This is a genomic window from Exiguobacterium sp. U13-1, assembly GCF_001750115.1.
In the GTDB taxonomy this organism is placed as follows: Bacteria; Bacillota; Bacilli; order Exiguobacteriales; family Exiguobacteriaceae; genus Exiguobacterium_A; species Exiguobacterium_A acetylicum.
On record NZ_CP015731.1, the window covers coordinates 1,332,223 to 1,348,520 of the forward strand.

Annotated in this window: 14 protein-coding genes; 13 read left to right on the forward strand and 1 reads right to left on the reverse strand. The window is 46.6% G+C overall.

The genetic code is table 11. The features are described 5' to 3' along the window. Positions 1–3: 3 nt before the first annotated feature. The 10 genes from recO (at position 4) to ESP131_RS06805 (ending at position 10,965) form a co-directional block, all read left to right on the forward strand. Entirely contained in the window at positions 4–753 is a 750-nt protein-coding gene (recO, locus tag ESP131_RS06760; RefSeq protein WP_023467502.1) for a DNA repair protein RecO, read from the forward strand. 288 nt (positions 754–1,041) lie between these two features. Beyond that, on the forward strand, positions 1,042–1,932 hold the full coding sequence (glyQ, locus tag ESP131_RS06765; protein WP_029341034.1) for a glycine--tRNA ligase subunit alpha: 891 nt from the start codon (positions 1,042–1,044) through the stop codon (positions 1,930–1,932). Further along, on the forward strand, positions 1,925–3,985 hold the full coding sequence (gene glyS, locus ESP131_RS06770) for a glycine--tRNA ligase subunit beta (protein WP_069940376.1): 2,061 nt from the start codon (positions 1,925–1,927) through the stop codon (positions 3,983–3,985). Before glyQ ends, glyS begins: the two co-directional genes overlap by 8 nt. Before the next feature lie 21 nt (positions 3,986–4,006). Beyond that, the gene (locus tag ESP131_RS06775) at positions 4,007–4,636 is read left to right on the forward strand and encodes a transcriptional regulator CcpN (RefSeq protein ID WP_029341036.1); all 630 of its coding nucleotides are present in this window, start codon (positions 4,007–4,009) and stop codon (positions 4,634–4,636) included. A gap of 12 nt (positions 4,637–4,648) precedes the next feature. After that, complete coding sequence (locus ESP131_RS06780) at positions 4,649–5,458, forward strand: pyruvate, water dikinase regulatory protein (RefSeq protein WP_029341037.1); 810 nt, start codon at positions 4,649–4,651, stop codon at positions 5,456–5,458. 146 nt (positions 5,459–5,604) lie between these two features. Continuing rightward, positions 5,605–7,401 carry a DNA primase gene (gene dnaG / locus ESP131_RS06785; protein ID WP_029341038.1) on the forward strand — a complete coding sequence of 599 codons (1,797 nt, stop codon included), beginning with the start codon at positions 5,605–5,607 and terminating at the stop codon, positions 7,399–7,401. 34 nt (positions 7,402–7,435) lie between these two features. After that, entirely contained in the window at positions 7,436–8,521 is a 1,086-nt protein-coding gene (gene rpoD / locus ESP131_RS06790) for an RNA polymerase sigma factor RpoD (protein WP_023467512.1), read from the forward strand. Positions 8,522–8,674: 153 nt separating this feature from the next. After that, positions 8,675–9,016, forward strand: coding sequence for a cytochrome c550 (gene cccA, locus ESP131_RS06795; RefSeq protein WP_029341040.1), 342 nt, complete (start codon positions 8,675–8,677; stop codon positions 9,014–9,016). A gap of 117 nt (positions 9,017–9,133) precedes the next feature. Next, complete coding sequence (locus ESP131_RS06800; protein WP_328286309.1) at positions 9,134–9,853, forward strand: tRNA (adenine(22)-N(1))-methyltransferase; 720 nt, start codon at positions 9,134–9,136, stop codon at positions 9,851–9,853. After that, positions 9,853–10,965 (forward strand): Nif3-like dinuclear metal center hexameric protein, encoded by a 1,113-nt coding sequence (locus tag ESP131_RS06805; protein ID WP_069940377.1) that lies wholly within the window; start codon positions 9,853–9,855, stop codon positions 10,963–10,965. Before ESP131_RS06800 ends, ESP131_RS06805 begins: the two co-directional genes overlap by 1 nt. Before the next feature lie 103 nt (positions 10,966–11,068). On the opposite strand, the gene ESP131_RS06810 is transcribed toward ESP131_RS06805, so the two are convergent. Then, complete coding sequence (locus ESP131_RS06810) at positions 11,069–12,016, reverse strand: 4-hydroxy-3-methylbut-2-enyl diphosphate reductase (protein WP_029341043.1); 948 nt, start codon at positions 12,014–12,016, stop codon at positions 11,069–11,071. Between the two features lie 145 nt (positions 12,017–12,161). Between ESP131_RS06810 and ESP131_RS06815 the strand changes: the two genes are divergently transcribed. From ESP131_RS06815 to ESP131_RS06825, 3 genes are read left to right on the forward strand one after another with little or no spacing between them, the layout of a single operon-like run. Next, positions 12,162–13,925 (forward strand): two-component system sensor histidine kinase NtrB, encoded by a 1,764-nt coding sequence (locus tag ESP131_RS06815; RefSeq protein WP_050678374.1) that lies wholly within the window; start codon positions 12,162–12,164, stop codon positions 13,923–13,925. Then, positions 13,922–14,875, forward strand: a complete 954-nt coding sequence (locus ESP131_RS06820; protein ID WP_069940378.1) for a sugar ABC transporter substrate-binding protein — start codon at positions 13,922–13,924, stop codon at positions 14,873–14,875. Before ESP131_RS06815 ends, ESP131_RS06820 begins: the two co-directional genes overlap by 4 nt. 47 nt (positions 14,876–14,922) lie before the next feature. Further along, a complete protein-coding gene (locus ESP131_RS06825; protein WP_069940379.1) occupies positions 14,923–16,275 on the forward strand; it encodes a DEAD/DEAH box helicase in 1,353 nt (450 codons plus the stop codon). The last annotated feature ends 23 nt before the right edge of the window (positions 16,276–16,298 follow it).

Consider the following 16,298-nt stretch of genomic DNA (forward strand, 5'->3'; position numbering starts at 1 on the left):
GCGATGATCGATAAGGCGGAAGGGCTTGTACTACGAACGGTCGTATACGGTGAATCGAATAAAATCGTCACGCTACTGACACGTGAATACGGCAAGCTCGCCGTCATGGCGCGAGGAGCGAAGAAGCCGGGTAGTCGTTTTAACGCGGCAAGCCAGCCTTTCGTTCGAGCCGTCTATATCTATCCAAGGTCACGTGGTCTCGGTCAGTTGAAATCAGCAGACGTCATCACGAGCCACGCGCATATCCGGCAAGATGTCGTCTTGATGGCGTATGCGATGTATCTACTGGAGCTTGCAGATAAAGCGCTTGATGAACGGGTGCCACAACCGGCACTGTATGATTTATTCGTCGAAGGACTGGAGGCGATGGATGAAGGACTCGATCCTGACGTCGTCTCTTTCATCATCGAATTGCGTCTGTTGCGTCATCTAGGGATTGCGCCTCATTTGAATGGTTGTACGATTTGCGGGAGTGCTGAAGCACCGTTTGCTTTTTCGTTACACCATGGCGGTCTACTCTGTCGCCGGCATCGCCATGAGGATGAACATGCTGTCTTCATGTCAGAGGCAGTCGCGAAGATGCTTTACGTATTTTCTGTCTACGATTTTTCACGGATCGGGACCGTGACGGTGAAACCGGAAACGAAGCGTCTACTACGTCAAATCATGGATGCTTATATGGAACGTTACAGCGGGTTACGCCTGCGTTCAAAACGTGTCCTCGACCAGTTGATTGATTTCGGCAACGATTGACAGCAACAAGCGGGTTCGGTAGAATAAATGCGGTAGAAGTAACTAAATGAACACGATGACGAAAAGGAGTACCGTCTTTTTCTCAATCAAGCGATTCCAGGGTGGTGTGAGCTGGGAGTGAGAGGGGCGCGAATGGCGTTTCGGAGTGTTCTTTGTCAAAAAGAGTGGCATGCGATGCATGCAAGTAGGGTGGAACCGCGGGCTCGTCTCGTCCCTATGTGCAACGATTGTTGTACATAGGGGCGTTTTTTGCGTTCCTTAATCATTTCGGAGGTGAAAGTCGTGAAGATGACAGTACAAGACATGATCTTGACATTACAAAAATTTTGGGCAGAACAAGGCTGCTTGACGATGCAAGCATACGACGTAGAAAAAGGAGCCGGTACGATGAATCCGATGACATTCTTACGGAGTCTCGGACCAGAACCATGGAACGTTTGTTATACAGAACCATCACGCCGTCCAGCTGACGGTCGTTACGGGGAGAACCCGAACCGTCTGTATCAACATCATCAATTCCAAGTCATCATGAAACCATCACCTGACAACATTCAGGAATTGTACTTACAAAGTCTCGAGTTGCTCGGTATCAACCCACTCGAACATGATATCCGTTTCGTAGAGGATAACTGGGAGAACCCAACGTTCGGTGCTGCAGGTCTCGGCTGGGAAGTGTGGCTGAACGGAATGGAAATCACGCAGTTCACGTACTTCCAACAAGTCGGTGGAATCGAGTGTAATCCAATCGCAGTAGAGATCACTTACGGAATTGAGCGTCTCGCGTCGTATATTCAAGACGTCGAGAGTGTCTTTGATCTCGTTTGGACGGATGGCTTCAAATACGGTGATATTTTCTATCAACCAGAGTTCGAACATTCGAAGTATACGTTTGAAACATCTGATGTCGCGTTACTCTTCACGTTGTTCGATCAATATGAAAAAGAAGCAAATCGTGCCTTGGACGAGAACCTCGTTTTCCCGGCATATGATTACATCTTGAAATGTTCGCATACCTTTAACCTTCTCGACGCGAAGGGAGCAATCTCTGTTACGGAACGCACAGGATTCATCCATCGTGTCCGGAACATGTCGCGCCGTTGTGCGCAAAGTTTCATCGAAGAACGGGAACGTCTTGGCTTCCCATTGATCAAGTCGAAAGCAGGTGAGTCACATGCATGAATTATTACTTGAAATCGGTTTAGAAGAAATGCCGGCTCGATTCGTCCTTCAATCGGAAACACAACTCAAGGAACGCGTGACGCGTTTTCTTGAAGAAGCACGGATTGAGTTCGCGAGCGTTGAATCCTTCTCGACACCACGCCGTCTTGCAGTGTATGTCAAAGGTCTCGCAGCACGTCAAAGCGACCTCGAAGAGACATTAAAAGGACCAGCAAAACGCATCGCGATGGATGAAGACGGTAACTGGACGAAAGCAGCCGAAGGATTCGCGCGTGGTAAAGGGTTAACGACGGATGATCTTTTCCTTGGAGAAGAAAAAGGAGTCGAATACCTTTATGCGACACGTAAGGAAGTCGGACAAGCGACAGCTGATCTACTTCCTGGACTAAAACAAGTCGTCGAAGCGATGACATTCCCGAAAAACATGCGTTGGAGCACACAATCGTTACGTTACATGCGTCCGATTCGCTGGTTGATTGCCCTGCTTGACGATCAAGTCATCCCGTTTGAAGTCGCATCCGTCGAAACAGGTCGGACATCGCGTGGACATCGTTTCCTCGGGCAGGACATCACAATCCTGCGTCCGAACGCGTATGTCGAAGCGCTCGCAGGAGAAAACGTCATCGTCAGTTATGAAGCACGTCGTCAATTGATCGAAGAACAAATCGCAGCGCTTGCGGCACGCGAACAATTCGAAGTGCCGATTGATGCGTCTTTACTTGAAGAAGTCACGAACCTCGTCGAGTATCCGACAGCCTTGTTCGGTGCATTCGATGAAGCGTATCTTGAGTTACCAGAAGAAGTCTTGATCACGACGATGAAAGAACACCAACGTTACTTCCCGGTCAAACGTGACGGTGCGTTGCTCCACTATTTCGTCACGGTACGAAACGGAAACACAACACATCTTGAAAACGTCGCACGCGGAAACGAAAAAGTCATCCGTGCTCGTTTAGCCGATGCGCAGTTCTTCTATGAAGAAGATAAAAAAGCAGATATCGATGAACAGGCGAAACGTCTTGATAAAATCGTCTTCCATGAAAAATTAGGAACGACAGGCGAAAAAGTCCGTCGCGTCCGTCAGATGGCGCTCGCACTTGCAGATCGTGTCGGTGCGGACAAAACACGTGTTGAACGTGCAGGACAAATCTATAAATTCGATCTGGTCAGTCAAATGGTCTATGAATTCACAGAATTACAAGGTCTGATGGGTGAGCGTTATGCGAACATGAAGAATGAGGATCCGGAAGTTGCGGCTGCGATTCGTGAACATTACATGCCACGCTTCGCGGGTGATGCAAGTCCGGAGACACCGACAGGAACACTCTATGCGATTCTTGATAAGATGGACAGCGTCGCTGGATTCTTTGGCGTCGGTATGATTCCGAGTGGATCAGCGGATCCGTACGCATTGCGTCGTCAAGCACAAGGGATTGTTCAAATCTTATCAGATCGTAAGTTGAATCTGACATTGACTGAACTGATTGCCTTCGTCGTTTCAGAACAGGTGGCAGCAGGTCTTTATGCGAAGGATGCCGAAGAAGTTCAAGCTGCATTACAAGACTTCTTTGCACAACGCTTGAAATACCGTCTATCGGAAATGAACTTCCGTCATGATGTCGTCGAAGCCGCTCTTGATCATACGTTGACAGTCGAAGCGAATGAGCAGCGTGCTGCGATGCTTGAAAGTGCGACGAAAAAAGAATCGTTCAAGAAAACAGTCGAACAACTCAGTCGTGTCTTAAACATCTCGAAAAAAGCAGAAGACGTCACAACTGTTAATCCAGCGCTCTTTGAAAATGATGCGGAACGCGCGCTGCATGAGGCGATTGAGAAAACCTTACCAGAGGTCGATCAAGCTATCGCGTCACTTGATTATGAGCGAGCGCTTGAGGCACTTGAGGCAACCGTTCCGTCGATTACAGCATACTTCGACGGTACGATGATCATGACGGACGACGAAACGGTCCGTACGAACCGTCTTAGCGAAATGAAACGATTTGCGCAAGCCATCGAATCAGTCGCCCGGTTCAATGCACTTACTTTAGCGTAAAGAAAAAGGACGGATGAGCCGATGAAGTTAAATGAACGGCAAAAAAAGATACTCCAAATCGTCAAAGAGAATGGTCCGATCACGGGAGAGCAGATTGCTGCAGCGCTCTCCCTGACACGGGCGACATTACGACCCGATTTGTCGATTTTAACGATGACCGGCATGCTAGAAGCGCGTCCACGTGTCGGCTATATGTACGTTGGAAAGAAAAATGCGTCCATGCTTCATGAGAAACTCGACACCTTGACCGTCGGCGAATTCATGTCTTCGGCAAAGGTCATTCATGAAGGGATGACCGTATACGATGCGATCGTTCACTTATTCCTTGAAGATGTTGGTTCGCTGTTCGTCGTCAGTAAGGACCATGCGTTAGTCGGTGTGTTGTCACGTAAGGATTTTCTACGTGCGGCAATCGGTAATCAAGAATTAGACTCGTTACCGGTCAACATCATCATGACACGGATGCCGAATTTGACGGTCTGTGAAAAATCGGAGACGTTGATTGGTGCCGGTATGAAACTGATCGAAAAACAGATTGATTCAATGCCAGTCGTCGAAGAGGAGAACGGCGTCTTGAAAGTCGTTGGTCGAATGACGAAGACGAACATGACGAAAGTGTTGGTCGCTTTAGCACGTGATGAAGAAATTTAAGGAGGGTTCCTGATGCGTCAACGGATTTATGTCGTGAGTGACTCTGTCGGAGAGACGTGTGAACTCGTCGTCCGCGCAGCTGCAATCCAATTCCCGGAACAAGCCATCGAAACGGTCCGCATTCCGTTCGTCGATGATGATCAAGTCATTTATGACTTGGTTCTTCATGCGAAAGAAGAACAAGCGACGATCGCTTTTACGATCGTTCATGCGACCCATCGTCGTCTGCTTGCAGACACAGCGCGTGCCCACGGTGTAAAAGCGATTGATCTACTTGGTCCATTGCTTGATACGATGGAAGATCGCTTGCAGATGCAACCGAAGGAAGAGCCAGGATTAATCTATCGCTTAGATGAGGAATATTTCCGAAAAATCGAAGCGGTCGAATTTGCTGTTAAGTATGACGATGGACGTGATCCAAAAGGAATTAAACGTGCGGACATCGTCTTGATTGGGGTGTCGCGTACATCTAAGACACCGCTTTCGCAGTATCTGGCCTTGAAACGATATAAAGTAGCGAACGTACCACTCGTACCTGAATCGATCCCGCCGACAGAGCTATTCGATATTCCAAAAGAAAAATGTTTTGGACTACTCATCTCACCGGAAAAGTTGATCGACATCCGAATGGAACGCCTGCGTTCATTAGGACTCAAACCAGAAGCAGCGTACGCGCAGATGGACCGAATCAACCGGGAACTCGAATACGCACGGAATTTATACGAACGAATCGGTTGCCAAGTCATCGACGTGACGAATAAAGCAGTCGAGGAAACGGCGAACCTGATTTTGACCGGAATTTCCGGGAAGGCGCATGACTAGTCAAGCAGTCAGGAACATAGTATACTTGTTTAGCTGATAAATGAGATAATGCCCTTTTTCTAATGAAACGGAACGAGTCATCGTTCCGTTTCATTGCGGGTATGGTCATGTAAGGATAAGTTCTCAAGGAAAGGGGAGAGGACGGAATGAAGCGAATTCCTGATGAAATCGTCGATCAGGTCCGCCAAGCAACGGACATCGTCGAATTGATTTCAGAACGTGTAGAATTAAAAAAACAAGGGAATCGATATTCAGGGCTTTGCCCGTTTCATTCTGAGAAATCACCTTCCTTTTCTGTTTCTCCTGATAAAGGGATGTACTACTGTTTTGGATGTGGTGCAGGTGGAAACGCGATCACTTTCGTCATGGAAACAGAAGGAATGAGTTTCAAGGAAGCCGTCTCTAAATTAGCTGATCGAAGTGATGTCACACTTCCGGAACTGGAGCCGGACCGATTCGAACAATCAGAATCGACACCCGAACAGGAAAAGAAGTTCCGGATGCGCGAAGCACATCGGATCGTCACCGAGTTGTATCATGAGGTGTTGATTCAAACGGAAGCAGGCGACGCAGGACGAATCTATTTAGAGAATCGCGGTATCCGTGAAGGTGCGATGCGTGAGTTCCGACTCGGGTATGCGCCGGATCAAGATCGTTTTACAGTGGATTCCTTGGCACGACGTGGGTTTGATTTAGATGAGATGGTCGAAGCGGGATTGATTTCAATCGGACGCGATGGCGATTATCGAGATCGATTCAACGGTCGAGTCGTATTCCCTATCTCCGATCGTGATGGCACGATCGTCGGATTTAGTGGACGTTCGATTGATGGTCGTGATCCGAAGTATGTCAATACAGCGGAAACACCTTTGTTCAATAAAAGTGAACTGTTATTCGGATTCGCTCAAGCACGAGGGGCGATGCGCAAAATCAAACAAGTCGTCCTCGTTGAAGGGAATCTTGATGTTGTGCGTGTCGCTCAAGCGGGTATACCTTATACGGTAGCTTCTTTAGGAACAGCCTTAACACCGGTTCATGCCCAAAACCTAGCACGTATCGTCGATGAAGTCATTATTTGTTATGACGGAGACAAGGCAGGACGCGCTGCGACGTTAAAAGCCCTACAGTTGCTTGAAGCCGTTGCCGTCGACTGTTCCGTCATCCGTTTACCGGATGGCGAAGACCCGGATTCCTTCATTGGGACTCAGGGCGAAGAGACGTTTTTACACTGGATCGAACAAGAACGGGTTTCAAGTCTTGAATTCAAATCTTTTTATTTTCGACAAGGAAAAAACTTGCGATTAGAAGGAGAACGCGTTCGATATATTGAAACTATGCTTGAAGAGATTGGTCGAACATCCAATCCGTTGTTACGGGACATTTATTTAGGAAAACTTTCTGAGGAATTCAAACTCTCGAAAGACTCCTTGATCGCACAAGTGCGTCCAACCGTGCAACAACCGAAGAGAGAACAAATCGTTTCCGATCGCCCAGCTGCTCTACCGACAGCACCTCCTGACCGAACGTTCGCGAACTGGAAGAAGGCAGAACGCTTCTTGCTTGCCTACATGATCCGTTCAGAAGAAGTATGTCTTGAAGTGCGAGAGCAACTAGGTGTCCAATTCAATGATCCGGCACACCAATTGATTGCCGGCAAGCTATATGAATTTTACGGAGCAGGTACGCAGGGAAGTCCTGATCGTTTTTTGACGATGTTGCACGACGCCTCTTTGCAACGAATTGTAGCGGATTTAGAGTTCATGCTGATGCCTGAGTATGATCCTGATTTGCTCAGTCACTACATTCGTGCCGTCCAAAATGAACAGCAACGTCGGTTGTTAGAAGAAGAAAAGTCACGATTGAATCAACAAACAGATATCCGTGCTCAAGCGGAGCTGATGCAGGCGATCATAGAACGGAAGCGTCGTTTAAAAGATCGATGACCTGCTGCATGATGTGGAAGGAGTGTATGGTTCGATGGCAGAAAAAGCAAGATCAGAAGCTGAATTACTCCGTCTCGCGAAAGAGGAACTCATCGCGCTCGGACATAAAAATGGTGAATTGTCACACCAAAAGATCGAAGACAAACTAAGTTCGTTCGAATCAATGGATGCTCAGCAATTCGAGGAATTCCTTCAATTGCTTGAAACAGAAGGTATCAAGGTCAACAATGACGGTACAGGGGACGAAAAAGAAGAGGCGGATCTAAACGATTTGTCTGTTCCTCCTGGTGTCAAGATCAATGACCCTGTCCGGATGTATCTAAAAGAAATCGGTCGTGTCGATTTGTTGAATGCGGAAGACGAAGTCGAACTCGCAAAACGAATCGAGCAAAACGATGAAGAAGCAAAAAAACGATTGGCGGAAGCAAACTTACGTCTCGTCGTTTCGATTGCTAAACGGTATGTCGGACGTGGCATGTTGTTCCTTGATTTGATTCAAGAAGGAAACATGGGTCTGATCAAGGCGGTCGAGAAATTCGACTATACGAAGGGATACAAATTCTCGACGTATGCAACATGGTGGATTCGCCAAGCAATCACACGTGCGATTGCTGACCAAGCGCGGACAATCCGAATTCCGGTTCACATGGTTGAAACGATCAATAAATTGATTCGTGTCCAGCGTCAACTCTTGCAAGATCTTGGACGTGAACCATCACCGGAAGAAATTTCGAAAGAGATGGAAATCACGCCGGAAAAAGTCCGTGAAATCCTGAAAATTGCGCAAGAACCGGTTTCTCTGGAAACACCAATCGGGGAAGAGGATGATTCACATCTCGGAGATTTCATCGAGGACCAAGATGCGACAGCACCACAAGATGCTGCGGCATACGAACTCTTGAAAGAACAACTCGAAGATGTGTTAGATACACTGACGGATCGTGAAGAAAACGTCCTCCGTCTTCGTTTTGGTCTTGACGATGGTCGGACACGGACACTTGAAGAAGTCGGAAAAGTATTTGGCGTTACACGTGAGCGGATTCGTCAAATCGAAGCAAAAGCACTTCGGAAGTTACGTCATCCGAGTCGTTCAAAACGCTTGAAAGATTTCCTCGATTAATTCAAAGTGTGAAGAATATATGAAATTTTAGTGGGAAGGAAGAAAAAAGTTTCGTTTTTTTCTTCCTTCCCTGTTTTTTTTACAGTAGAATAGTAACGGGGAATACCATTCAGTCACCAACTTGGTTGGGTATAGAATATGGGGGGAATCCAAATGCGTAATCCATTAGTACCGTTCGCGGCGATCGCAGTCATCGCCATCATCGCTATGATTTCATTGTCTTACTTTGGGGTCGATCAGGTGAAGGAAGCTCGCAAAGGGCCGTCAACTGCAGAAATGAAGCCAGAAGACTTGTTTGCATCTAAAGGATGTACAGGATGTCACGGTGGAAACTTAGAAGGCGGAACAGGTCCGAACTTAACAAAGATCGGCGCGAAGCTGAAAGAAGATGAAATTAAAGACATCGCAATGAACGGTAAAGGGCAAATGCCTGGCGGTCTTGCGAATGACGAAGAAGCAGCTGTTCTAGCCAAATGGTTAGCTGCTAAGAAATAAGAACAAGGGCATCTATCTCGTCACGAGATGGATGTTTTTTTGTGGTGTATGGTATCTTTTTTAGCGTAAATCCGCTATTTTTAAAAGAGAGTTTTTCGGAAAATAGGAAGGATGAAGATGATGCAAATGAACGTCGTATTGGATCAACGACTCCAAAAAGTCGTGTCGTATATTCCACAAGGAGCAATCCTCGCAGATATTGGATCAGATCATGCATTCGTACCATGTTTTTGTATCCAGCAACATAAAATCGAACGCGCGATTGCGGGAGAGGTAAACGAAGGACCGATGGAAGCAGCAAAAGGACAAGTTGCACTGGTTGGGCTCGAGTCCCAAATCGATGTTCGCCTTGGAAGTGGTCTATCGGTTTTAAAGCCGGGCGAAGCAACGGCGATCACGATTGCGGGAATGGGAGGAACTCTGATTGCCTCAATCCTTGAAGAAGGGAAAGATCGGTTGTCGGGAGCGGAACGCTTGATTCTTCAACCGAATGTCGATGCAGTCGATGTCCGGAAGTGGTTGTTGACGAATTCATATGCGTTATTGTCTGAAGCCATCGTCGAGGAGAACGGGAAGATCTATGAAATTCTTGTTGCAGAACGTGGAGATGAAACACTGTACTCAGAGGACGAAACAACACGTCAGTGGGAATTGTTCTTTGGACCACAGTTAATGCGGGAACGTGCACCAGAATTCATCGAAAAATGGCAGATCGAAAAACAAAAGCGGGAGTATATCCTAGCTCAGATGAAACAAGGACAAGCAACGGAGGTTTTATCTGAAAAAATCGAAGCCATCGAACGGTTGATTCAAAAGATGGAAGAGGTGACAAACTAATGGCGAATGGGAACCATATCATTGAGCAGTTTGAAGCATTTGCTCCGAAAAAATTCGCACTCGAAGGTGATCCGATTGGTCTACAAATCGGAACATTGAACAAGGACGTCAAACGTGTTCTCGTAACACTTGATGTCTTGGAGTCTGTCGTGGATGAAGCGATTGAAAAGAAGGTCGATCTCATCATCGCGCATCATCCACCGATTTTTAGTAAGTTAGCAAATGTGACGGATCGTTCTGCAACAGGACGGATCGTCACAAAATGTATCAAACACGATATTGCGGTGTATGCTGCGCATACGAACCTTGACGTGACACCAGGCGGGGTCAATGACTGGATGGCAGATGCGCTTGGTCTTGAGTCTTGTGAAGTACTAGCACCGACGTTTGAAAACACGCAATATAAACTAAGTGTCTTCGTACCGACTGAGGCTGTAGAGCGCGTTTCAACAGCCCTTGCACAAGCGGGAGCAGGAAAAGAAGGGGACTATAGTGATTGTCAATTCCACGTCGATGGAACGGGTCAATTCCGACCGTTGACGGAAGCTACCCCGTATATTGGTGAAGCAGGGCGACTCGAACGCGTTTCAGAAGTCCGAATCGAGACGATCGTCACGGAACTGAATCAGAAACAAGTCATTCGAGCGATGAAACAGGCTCATCCATATGAGGAAGTCGCCTATGATCTCATTCGTCAAGAACGTCCAGCAACATCACTTGGTCTTGGGCGGATTGGTCGGTTGCCGGAAGCAATGACGTTGCGTGAATTTGCAGAGCATGTTCGCAATGCGTTTGGTGTACAAAACTTACGCTTCGTAGGAGACGAATCACGCCACATCCAAAAAGTTGCGGTCCTTGGTGGTGACGGCAATAAGTACGTCTCGACTGCAGCATTTGCGGGAGCGGATGTCCTTGTGACAGGCGATCTCTATTTTCATGTTGCGCATGATGCGATGGCACTTGGACTAGCAGTCGTCGATCCAGGACATCATGTAGAGTCGGTCATGAAGGAAGGCGTCGTCAACGAATTGAAGCGTCGATTCGAACAGAAAAAAATCGACGTCGAACTGCTGATTTCAACAGCGAATACGAATCCGTTTCAGTTTTTATGATGAATCGAATGGAATCCGTCGATGCTACCGTCGTATTTAGTAATAAAAAAACCGAGTCGCGAATGACGATCGCGACTCGGTTTTGCTGTATCGATTGTAATGATTAAAGTACTTTGACTTTAGGCAAGATGCGTCGTAATTCAAGGAACGGTGTCTTGTCATGCGTACTGATATCAGCAGGATCATATTGTTGTAGGAAATCGATGACCTTTTTCGTGATCGGTGTTGGCGTTGATGCACCTGATGTGACACCAACTTGCGTGACACCTTCGAGCCAAGTTAAGTCAAGTTCCGTTAGATCACCAATCCGATGCGCTGGAGTGCCAGCGATATCGAAGGATACTTGTGCCAAACGGTTCGAGTTGTTCGAACGCGGGTCCCCGACGACGATGACGAGATCGCAGTCTCCTGCTTGATCAGCCACCGCTTCTTGCCGGACTTGTGTTGCGTTACAGATTTCATTGTGTACTTCTACATGCGGATACTTTTTACGAACGTGTTCCATCAAAGCTTGGACATCCCATTGGCTCATCGTCGTCTGATTCGTGACGATGATTTTTTTGTGGGCAAGCTGAGGCGGAAGTTCATCAATATCTTCGACTTTTTCGATGAGGTGCACATGCTCTGGTGCTACACCGACTGCACCTTCAGGTTCCGGATGTCCATGTTTGCCGACGTAGATGACTTCATAATCATCCGCGACGACTTGTCGAATCAAATCGTGCGTACGCGTCACGTCAGGACATGTTGCATCGACGACGTGTAAGTTCTTCTCAGCAGCACGCGCATAAACTGCAGGTGAAATGCCGTGTGCAGTAAAGATGACAGTGCCCTCTTGAATCGTCTCTAACGCTTCAAGGCGATCGGGACCATCGACAGTGATGACCCCCATATTTTCGAACTCACGTGTCACGTGAGCATTGTGGACGATCATTCCTAAAATATGGATCGGACGTGGCAAGTCTTTATTCAATGCCGCTTGTTGTGCAAGTTTCATTGCATCGACGACACCGTAACAATAGCCGCGGGGGCTGATTTTTTTTACTAGCATAGTTATGGATTCTCCCTTTGTGAAAAAGAATGATTAGTTAGAGTGTACCATTGATTGAAGCTGAATGAAAATAGAGGAGTCTGTTTCATCTACAGAACATGCTATACTAATGAAGTTGTCAATTATTCAAAAGGGAGGCGAAGGGATGGAGTCTAAGAAAATGATGCGGTCGTATTTTTTTCAAATCACCGCTGTCTTATTCATCCTGATTTGTCTTGTCATTTCAGCGCTTGCCTTCACTGCGGACCGGGTCACGATTTCCCGGGTCGAGCAACAAACAGAGAAACAAAGCGAGAAGAGTGTCGAGGTCTCAGGAAATGCGATTCGCGACAATATTGGGAATCTGCATGAAGAGATCATGAGCTTGCAGTTGAATGTCAAAAACCCCGAAAAGCTGAAACAAAAAATTGAAGAATCGAATCTATTAGACATTGATACAGGATTTAAGAGTTTCTTCTACTTTGATCGACAGACGAAGCAAGTCACTTGGTTCTCAAGTGAGGATCGACGTATAGAAAACAGTACGATCCTGAAAGATGATGAATTCTTGCAAACGTTGACGAGTACGGACTTTCATATGAGTAAGCTGTATACGATGGAATCAGATGCTGTCACCTATATGTTCGTTCCGGTTCGAGACGGCAATGAACGCGTCGGTGTCTTTGGTGGTGGATTAAGTGTCATGAACTCGATCGTCTTTCGGAATTCGCTTGAATCATTTGACGATCAGACGATCGCCTACCTGTTCAATAGCAAAAAAGAATTATTAGCCACATCCAGTAATCTGGTACCGGATGAAGAGCGCTTATTATCGAAAAGTGTCATTGATCGTGCTTTTCAGTCGGTAGAACCTTCCGAAATTTTTAGTACGAACCAAGATATGTATTACTTTGCGAAAGATTTGAAGGTGACGGATTGGAAGATTCTCGTTCGAACGCCACGAAGCGTCTTTTATGAACCGGTCTACACGACACGACAACAGTATTTGATCATCGCTGCCTTGACGCTCGTCCTCAGTCTGATCGTCGGCTATTTGATGTCAAAACAATTGACGGCACCGATGCTTGAACTTGTCCATAAAATCGAAAAAAGCACCTCACCCAAACCGATTGTTCTCGAGCGTGCCGGATCAAACGAAGTCAAGACACTCGTTGCAGCCTATAACGAGTACGCTCAACGGATGGAAAATGCGCGCCTTGAGCAGTTGAGTCAACAACAAACGATGTTACATCAAGAAAAACTAGCCTCATTGGGTCAATTAGCAGCAGGAATTGCCCACGAAATCCGCAATCCACTAACGCCAGTCAAGATGACGTTACAGTTGTTAGCAGCAGAAAAGGATCGTGATCCAGAAATGCTGATTCTCGCCTTATCGGAACTGGATCGAGCGAATGGCATGATTCAAACGATGCTTGATTTATCGAAAGGCGAAAACAATGCCCTTCAAAAAACGACGATCGATATGAATGATTTAATGAAGAAGCTGACATATATCTTAGAAGCGGAAGCTCATCATTACGAAGCGGACTGCAAAATTTATACACCGTCCTTCATGCCAAAGATTTATGCATCGGAAGAGGGGATTTTGCAGATTTTAGCAAACTGTGTCCGTAATGCTCTTCAAGCTGTCGCGTTTAAAGGACCGGATGGAATCTGTCATCTGCATGTCCACGTTTATCCAGAAGAAGTCGTATTCATTGTTCAGGATAATGGGGTAGGGATGGATGGAAATCAAATTGATCATGTCGGTCAAGCGTTTAAGACATCAAAAGTCGATGGCAATGGACTTGGACTTTTCATGTCGAAACAAATCGTTCGTGATCATAAAGGAAAGATGATCTTTGATAGTAAGCCAGGGGTCGGTACGACGATTCAAGTCCACTTACCTCGAAAGGAGCAAACGGAATGAAATTCAATAAGGCCTGGTTATTCGTCCTAATTGTTTGGATTTCATCCGTTTTGTTCATTTCCAATTTATTCGTCAATCCGGATCCGAGTCCACGTCGTCATCTCGTCGGCTTCACGATCGTCAATGATAAACATGAATTTGCGCAACGACTTGTCGATGCGTTCAAGACACAAGCCAAACTGAATAAATATGAAGCAGTCGTCGCGACGTCTCATAACTCACGCATCAATGAACGTGAGCAGATTCAAGAGTTCATTCGAATGAAGGTGGATGCAATCTTCGTGACGACGCTGGATGATGTCTATATCGCTAGTACGTTAGAAGAGGCAGCCCGTGCTGGGATTCCGGTCTTCGCGATCGATCGATTGATTCGCTCCGAAGCAGTCGTCAGTTCGATCACCTCGAATAACCAATTGATCGGGGAACAACTTGCCTCGTTCATCAAACATGAACGCATCAAGCAGACGGGACGAGCCACCGCTAATATCATTGAAGTCGCAGGTACGGCAAACGTCAACACGACGAATGAACGACACCGGGGATTTTTGACTGGTCTTGAGCGTGAGGCGAAACTTCAAATCGTCGAATCCGTGAATGGAGATTACGATCCCGTCACTTCAGAACAGGTCATGACGCAGGTGATTGAGTCGGGAATTCCGTTTGATGCCGTCTATTGTCACAATGACGATATCGCGCTAGGTGTCCTCGAAGCATTGAAAAAAGCAGGCATCAAAGGAAAAATAATTGTCGGCATAGACGGGAATCGTGCTATATTAGAAGCTGTTGACATGAAATCGATGGATGCGACGGTCGTCCAGAGTGCTGATGAGATGATGAAAGTCGCCTTCAGTGCATTGAAGCTTCATACGAAAAACAAAAAGATTCCAACTCGTTTTTATACGTACTCCTATCTGTATGACGGTAGTAGACCCATAACCATGTTGAACTAATCGAGAGGCAGAAGCCTCAGCAAATAAGGAAAGGACGGTGTCAATTCATGAATGGATTCAGCCATTATCAATTACACCCGTTCGTCATCGAAGCACTCGATGACGCCCGCATCACAAAACCGACCGACATTCAGTCGCGGATCATCCCCGCTGCAGTAAAGGGACGCGATATCATCGGTCAATCACAAACCGGCACAGGAAAAACGTTATCGTTCCTTCTTCCGATCGTTCAAAACGTCGATCCAAAGCTTCAAGAATTACAAGCGATCATCGTTGCTCCAACGCGCGAACTTGCTTGGCAAATTCATGAAGAACTGAAATCGTTACTCGTGAAGGAACCAGACTTCATCAAGACGAGTCTCATTACAGGTGGAATGGATCGCGAACGTCAAATCGGTCGTGTGAAAGTCTCACCACAAATCGTCATCGGAACACCGGGACGTATTCTAGATTTATTCAAGGAACAAGCATTGAAGCCACATTTCGTGAAGCATTATATCATCGATGAAGCGGATCAAATGCTCGACATGGGCTTCTTGCCAGAAGTTGACCGGATTGCGCAAGCTCTTCCAGAACAGCTTCAGATGATGGTCTTCTCAGCAACGATTCCTGAGAAATTGCAACCGTTCTTGAAAAAATATATGAATAACCCGCGTTATGCGCATGTGGATCCAAAACAACAGACAGCGAAGAAAATCGTTCACCATACGATTCCGGTAAAGCACCGTGAGCGCTCGCAATTGACGTTGAAAGTCGCGAAAGCGTTGAATCCGTATATCTGTTTGATCTTTACGAATACAAAAGCAGAAGCAATCGAAGTCGAAGCTTTGTTCTTAGAAGCAGGATTGAACGTTGGTTCTCTTCACGGAGACCTTCCGGCTCGTCGTCGTAAGCAAGCCATCAAAGAAATCAACGATGCGAAGTATCAATACGTCATCGTGACGGATCTTGCTGCACGTGGAATTGATATTTCAGGTGTCTCGCACGTCATCAACCATGGTATTCCAAAAGATTTAGACTTCTACATCCACCGTGTAGGTCGGACAGGTCGTGTCGATCAAGATGGATTGGCGTACACATTGTTTGAAGATCACGAGAACGGTATGATCAATCGCTTAGAGGACCGTGGCATTCAATTCACGAACGTCGATGTCAAAGGTAGTCAAATCGTCGAAGTCAAAGAACGTCGCCGTGCGAAGCCGCACATGAAGACTGCCGTCTCGAAGACAGCGCATAGTCGCCTTTCGGGTGAAGCAGCAAAAGCGAAAAAACGTGTTAAACCAGGTTATAAGAAGAAACATCAATACAAGCTGAAAGAAACAGCAAAACGTGAACGCATCAAAGAACAACGTGGTGTCGGTCGCGCGCAACGTAAAGAAAACGCACGCAAATCAAAATAACTCCATTGATGACACCCGTGAAA

Coding starts and splice junctions, on each gene's coding strand:
- ESP131_RS06810 (WP_029341043.1), bottom strand. CDS start 12,016: ATGCTAGTAAAAAAAATCAGCCCCCGCGGCTATTGTTACGGTGTCGTC.
- ESP131_RS06805 (WP_069940377.1), top strand. CDS start 9,853: ATGGCGAATGGGAACCATATCATTGAGCAGTTTGAAGCATTTGCTCCG.
- cccA (WP_029341040.1), top strand. CDS start 8,675: ATGCGTAATCCATTAGTACCGTTCGCGGCGATCGCAGTCATCGCCATC.
- ESP131_RS06815 (WP_050678374.1), top strand. CDS start 12,162: ATGGAGTCTAAGAAAATGATGCGGTCGTATTTTTTTCAAATCACCGCT.
- rpoD (WP_023467512.1), top strand. CDS start 7,436: ATGGCAGAAAAAGCAAGATCAGAAGCTGAATTACTCCGTCTCGCGAAA.
- glyS (WP_069940376.1), top strand. CDS start 1,925: ATGCATGAATTATTACTTGAAATCGGTTTAGAAGAAATGCCGGCTCGA.
- recO (WP_023467502.1), top strand. CDS start 4: ATGATCGATAAGGCGGAAGGGCTTGTACTACGAACGGTCGTATACGGT.
- ESP131_RS06825 (WP_069940379.1), top strand. CDS start 14,923: ATGAATGGATTCAGCCATTATCAATTACACCCGTTCGTCATCGAAGCA.
- ESP131_RS06800 (WP_328286309.1), top strand. CDS start 9,134: ATGATGCAAATGAACGTCGTATTGGATCAACGACTCCAAAAAGTCGTG.
- ESP131_RS06780 (WP_029341037.1), top strand. CDS start 4,649: ATGCGTCAACGGATTTATGTCGTGAGTGACTCTGTCGGAGAGACGTGT.
- ESP131_RS06820 (WP_069940378.1), top strand. CDS start 13,922: ATGAAATTCAATAAGGCCTGGTTATTCGTCCTAATTGTTTGGATTTCA.
- ESP131_RS06775 (WP_029341036.1), top strand. CDS start 4,007: ATGAAGTTAAATGAACGGCAAAAAAAGATACTCCAAATCGTCAAAGAG.
- glyQ (WP_029341034.1), top strand. CDS start 1,042: ATGACAGTACAAGACATGATCTTGACATTACAAAAATTTTGGGCAGAA.
- dnaG (WP_029341038.1), top strand. CDS start 5,605: ATGAAGCGAATTCCTGATGAAATCGTCGATCAGGTCCGCCAAGCAACG.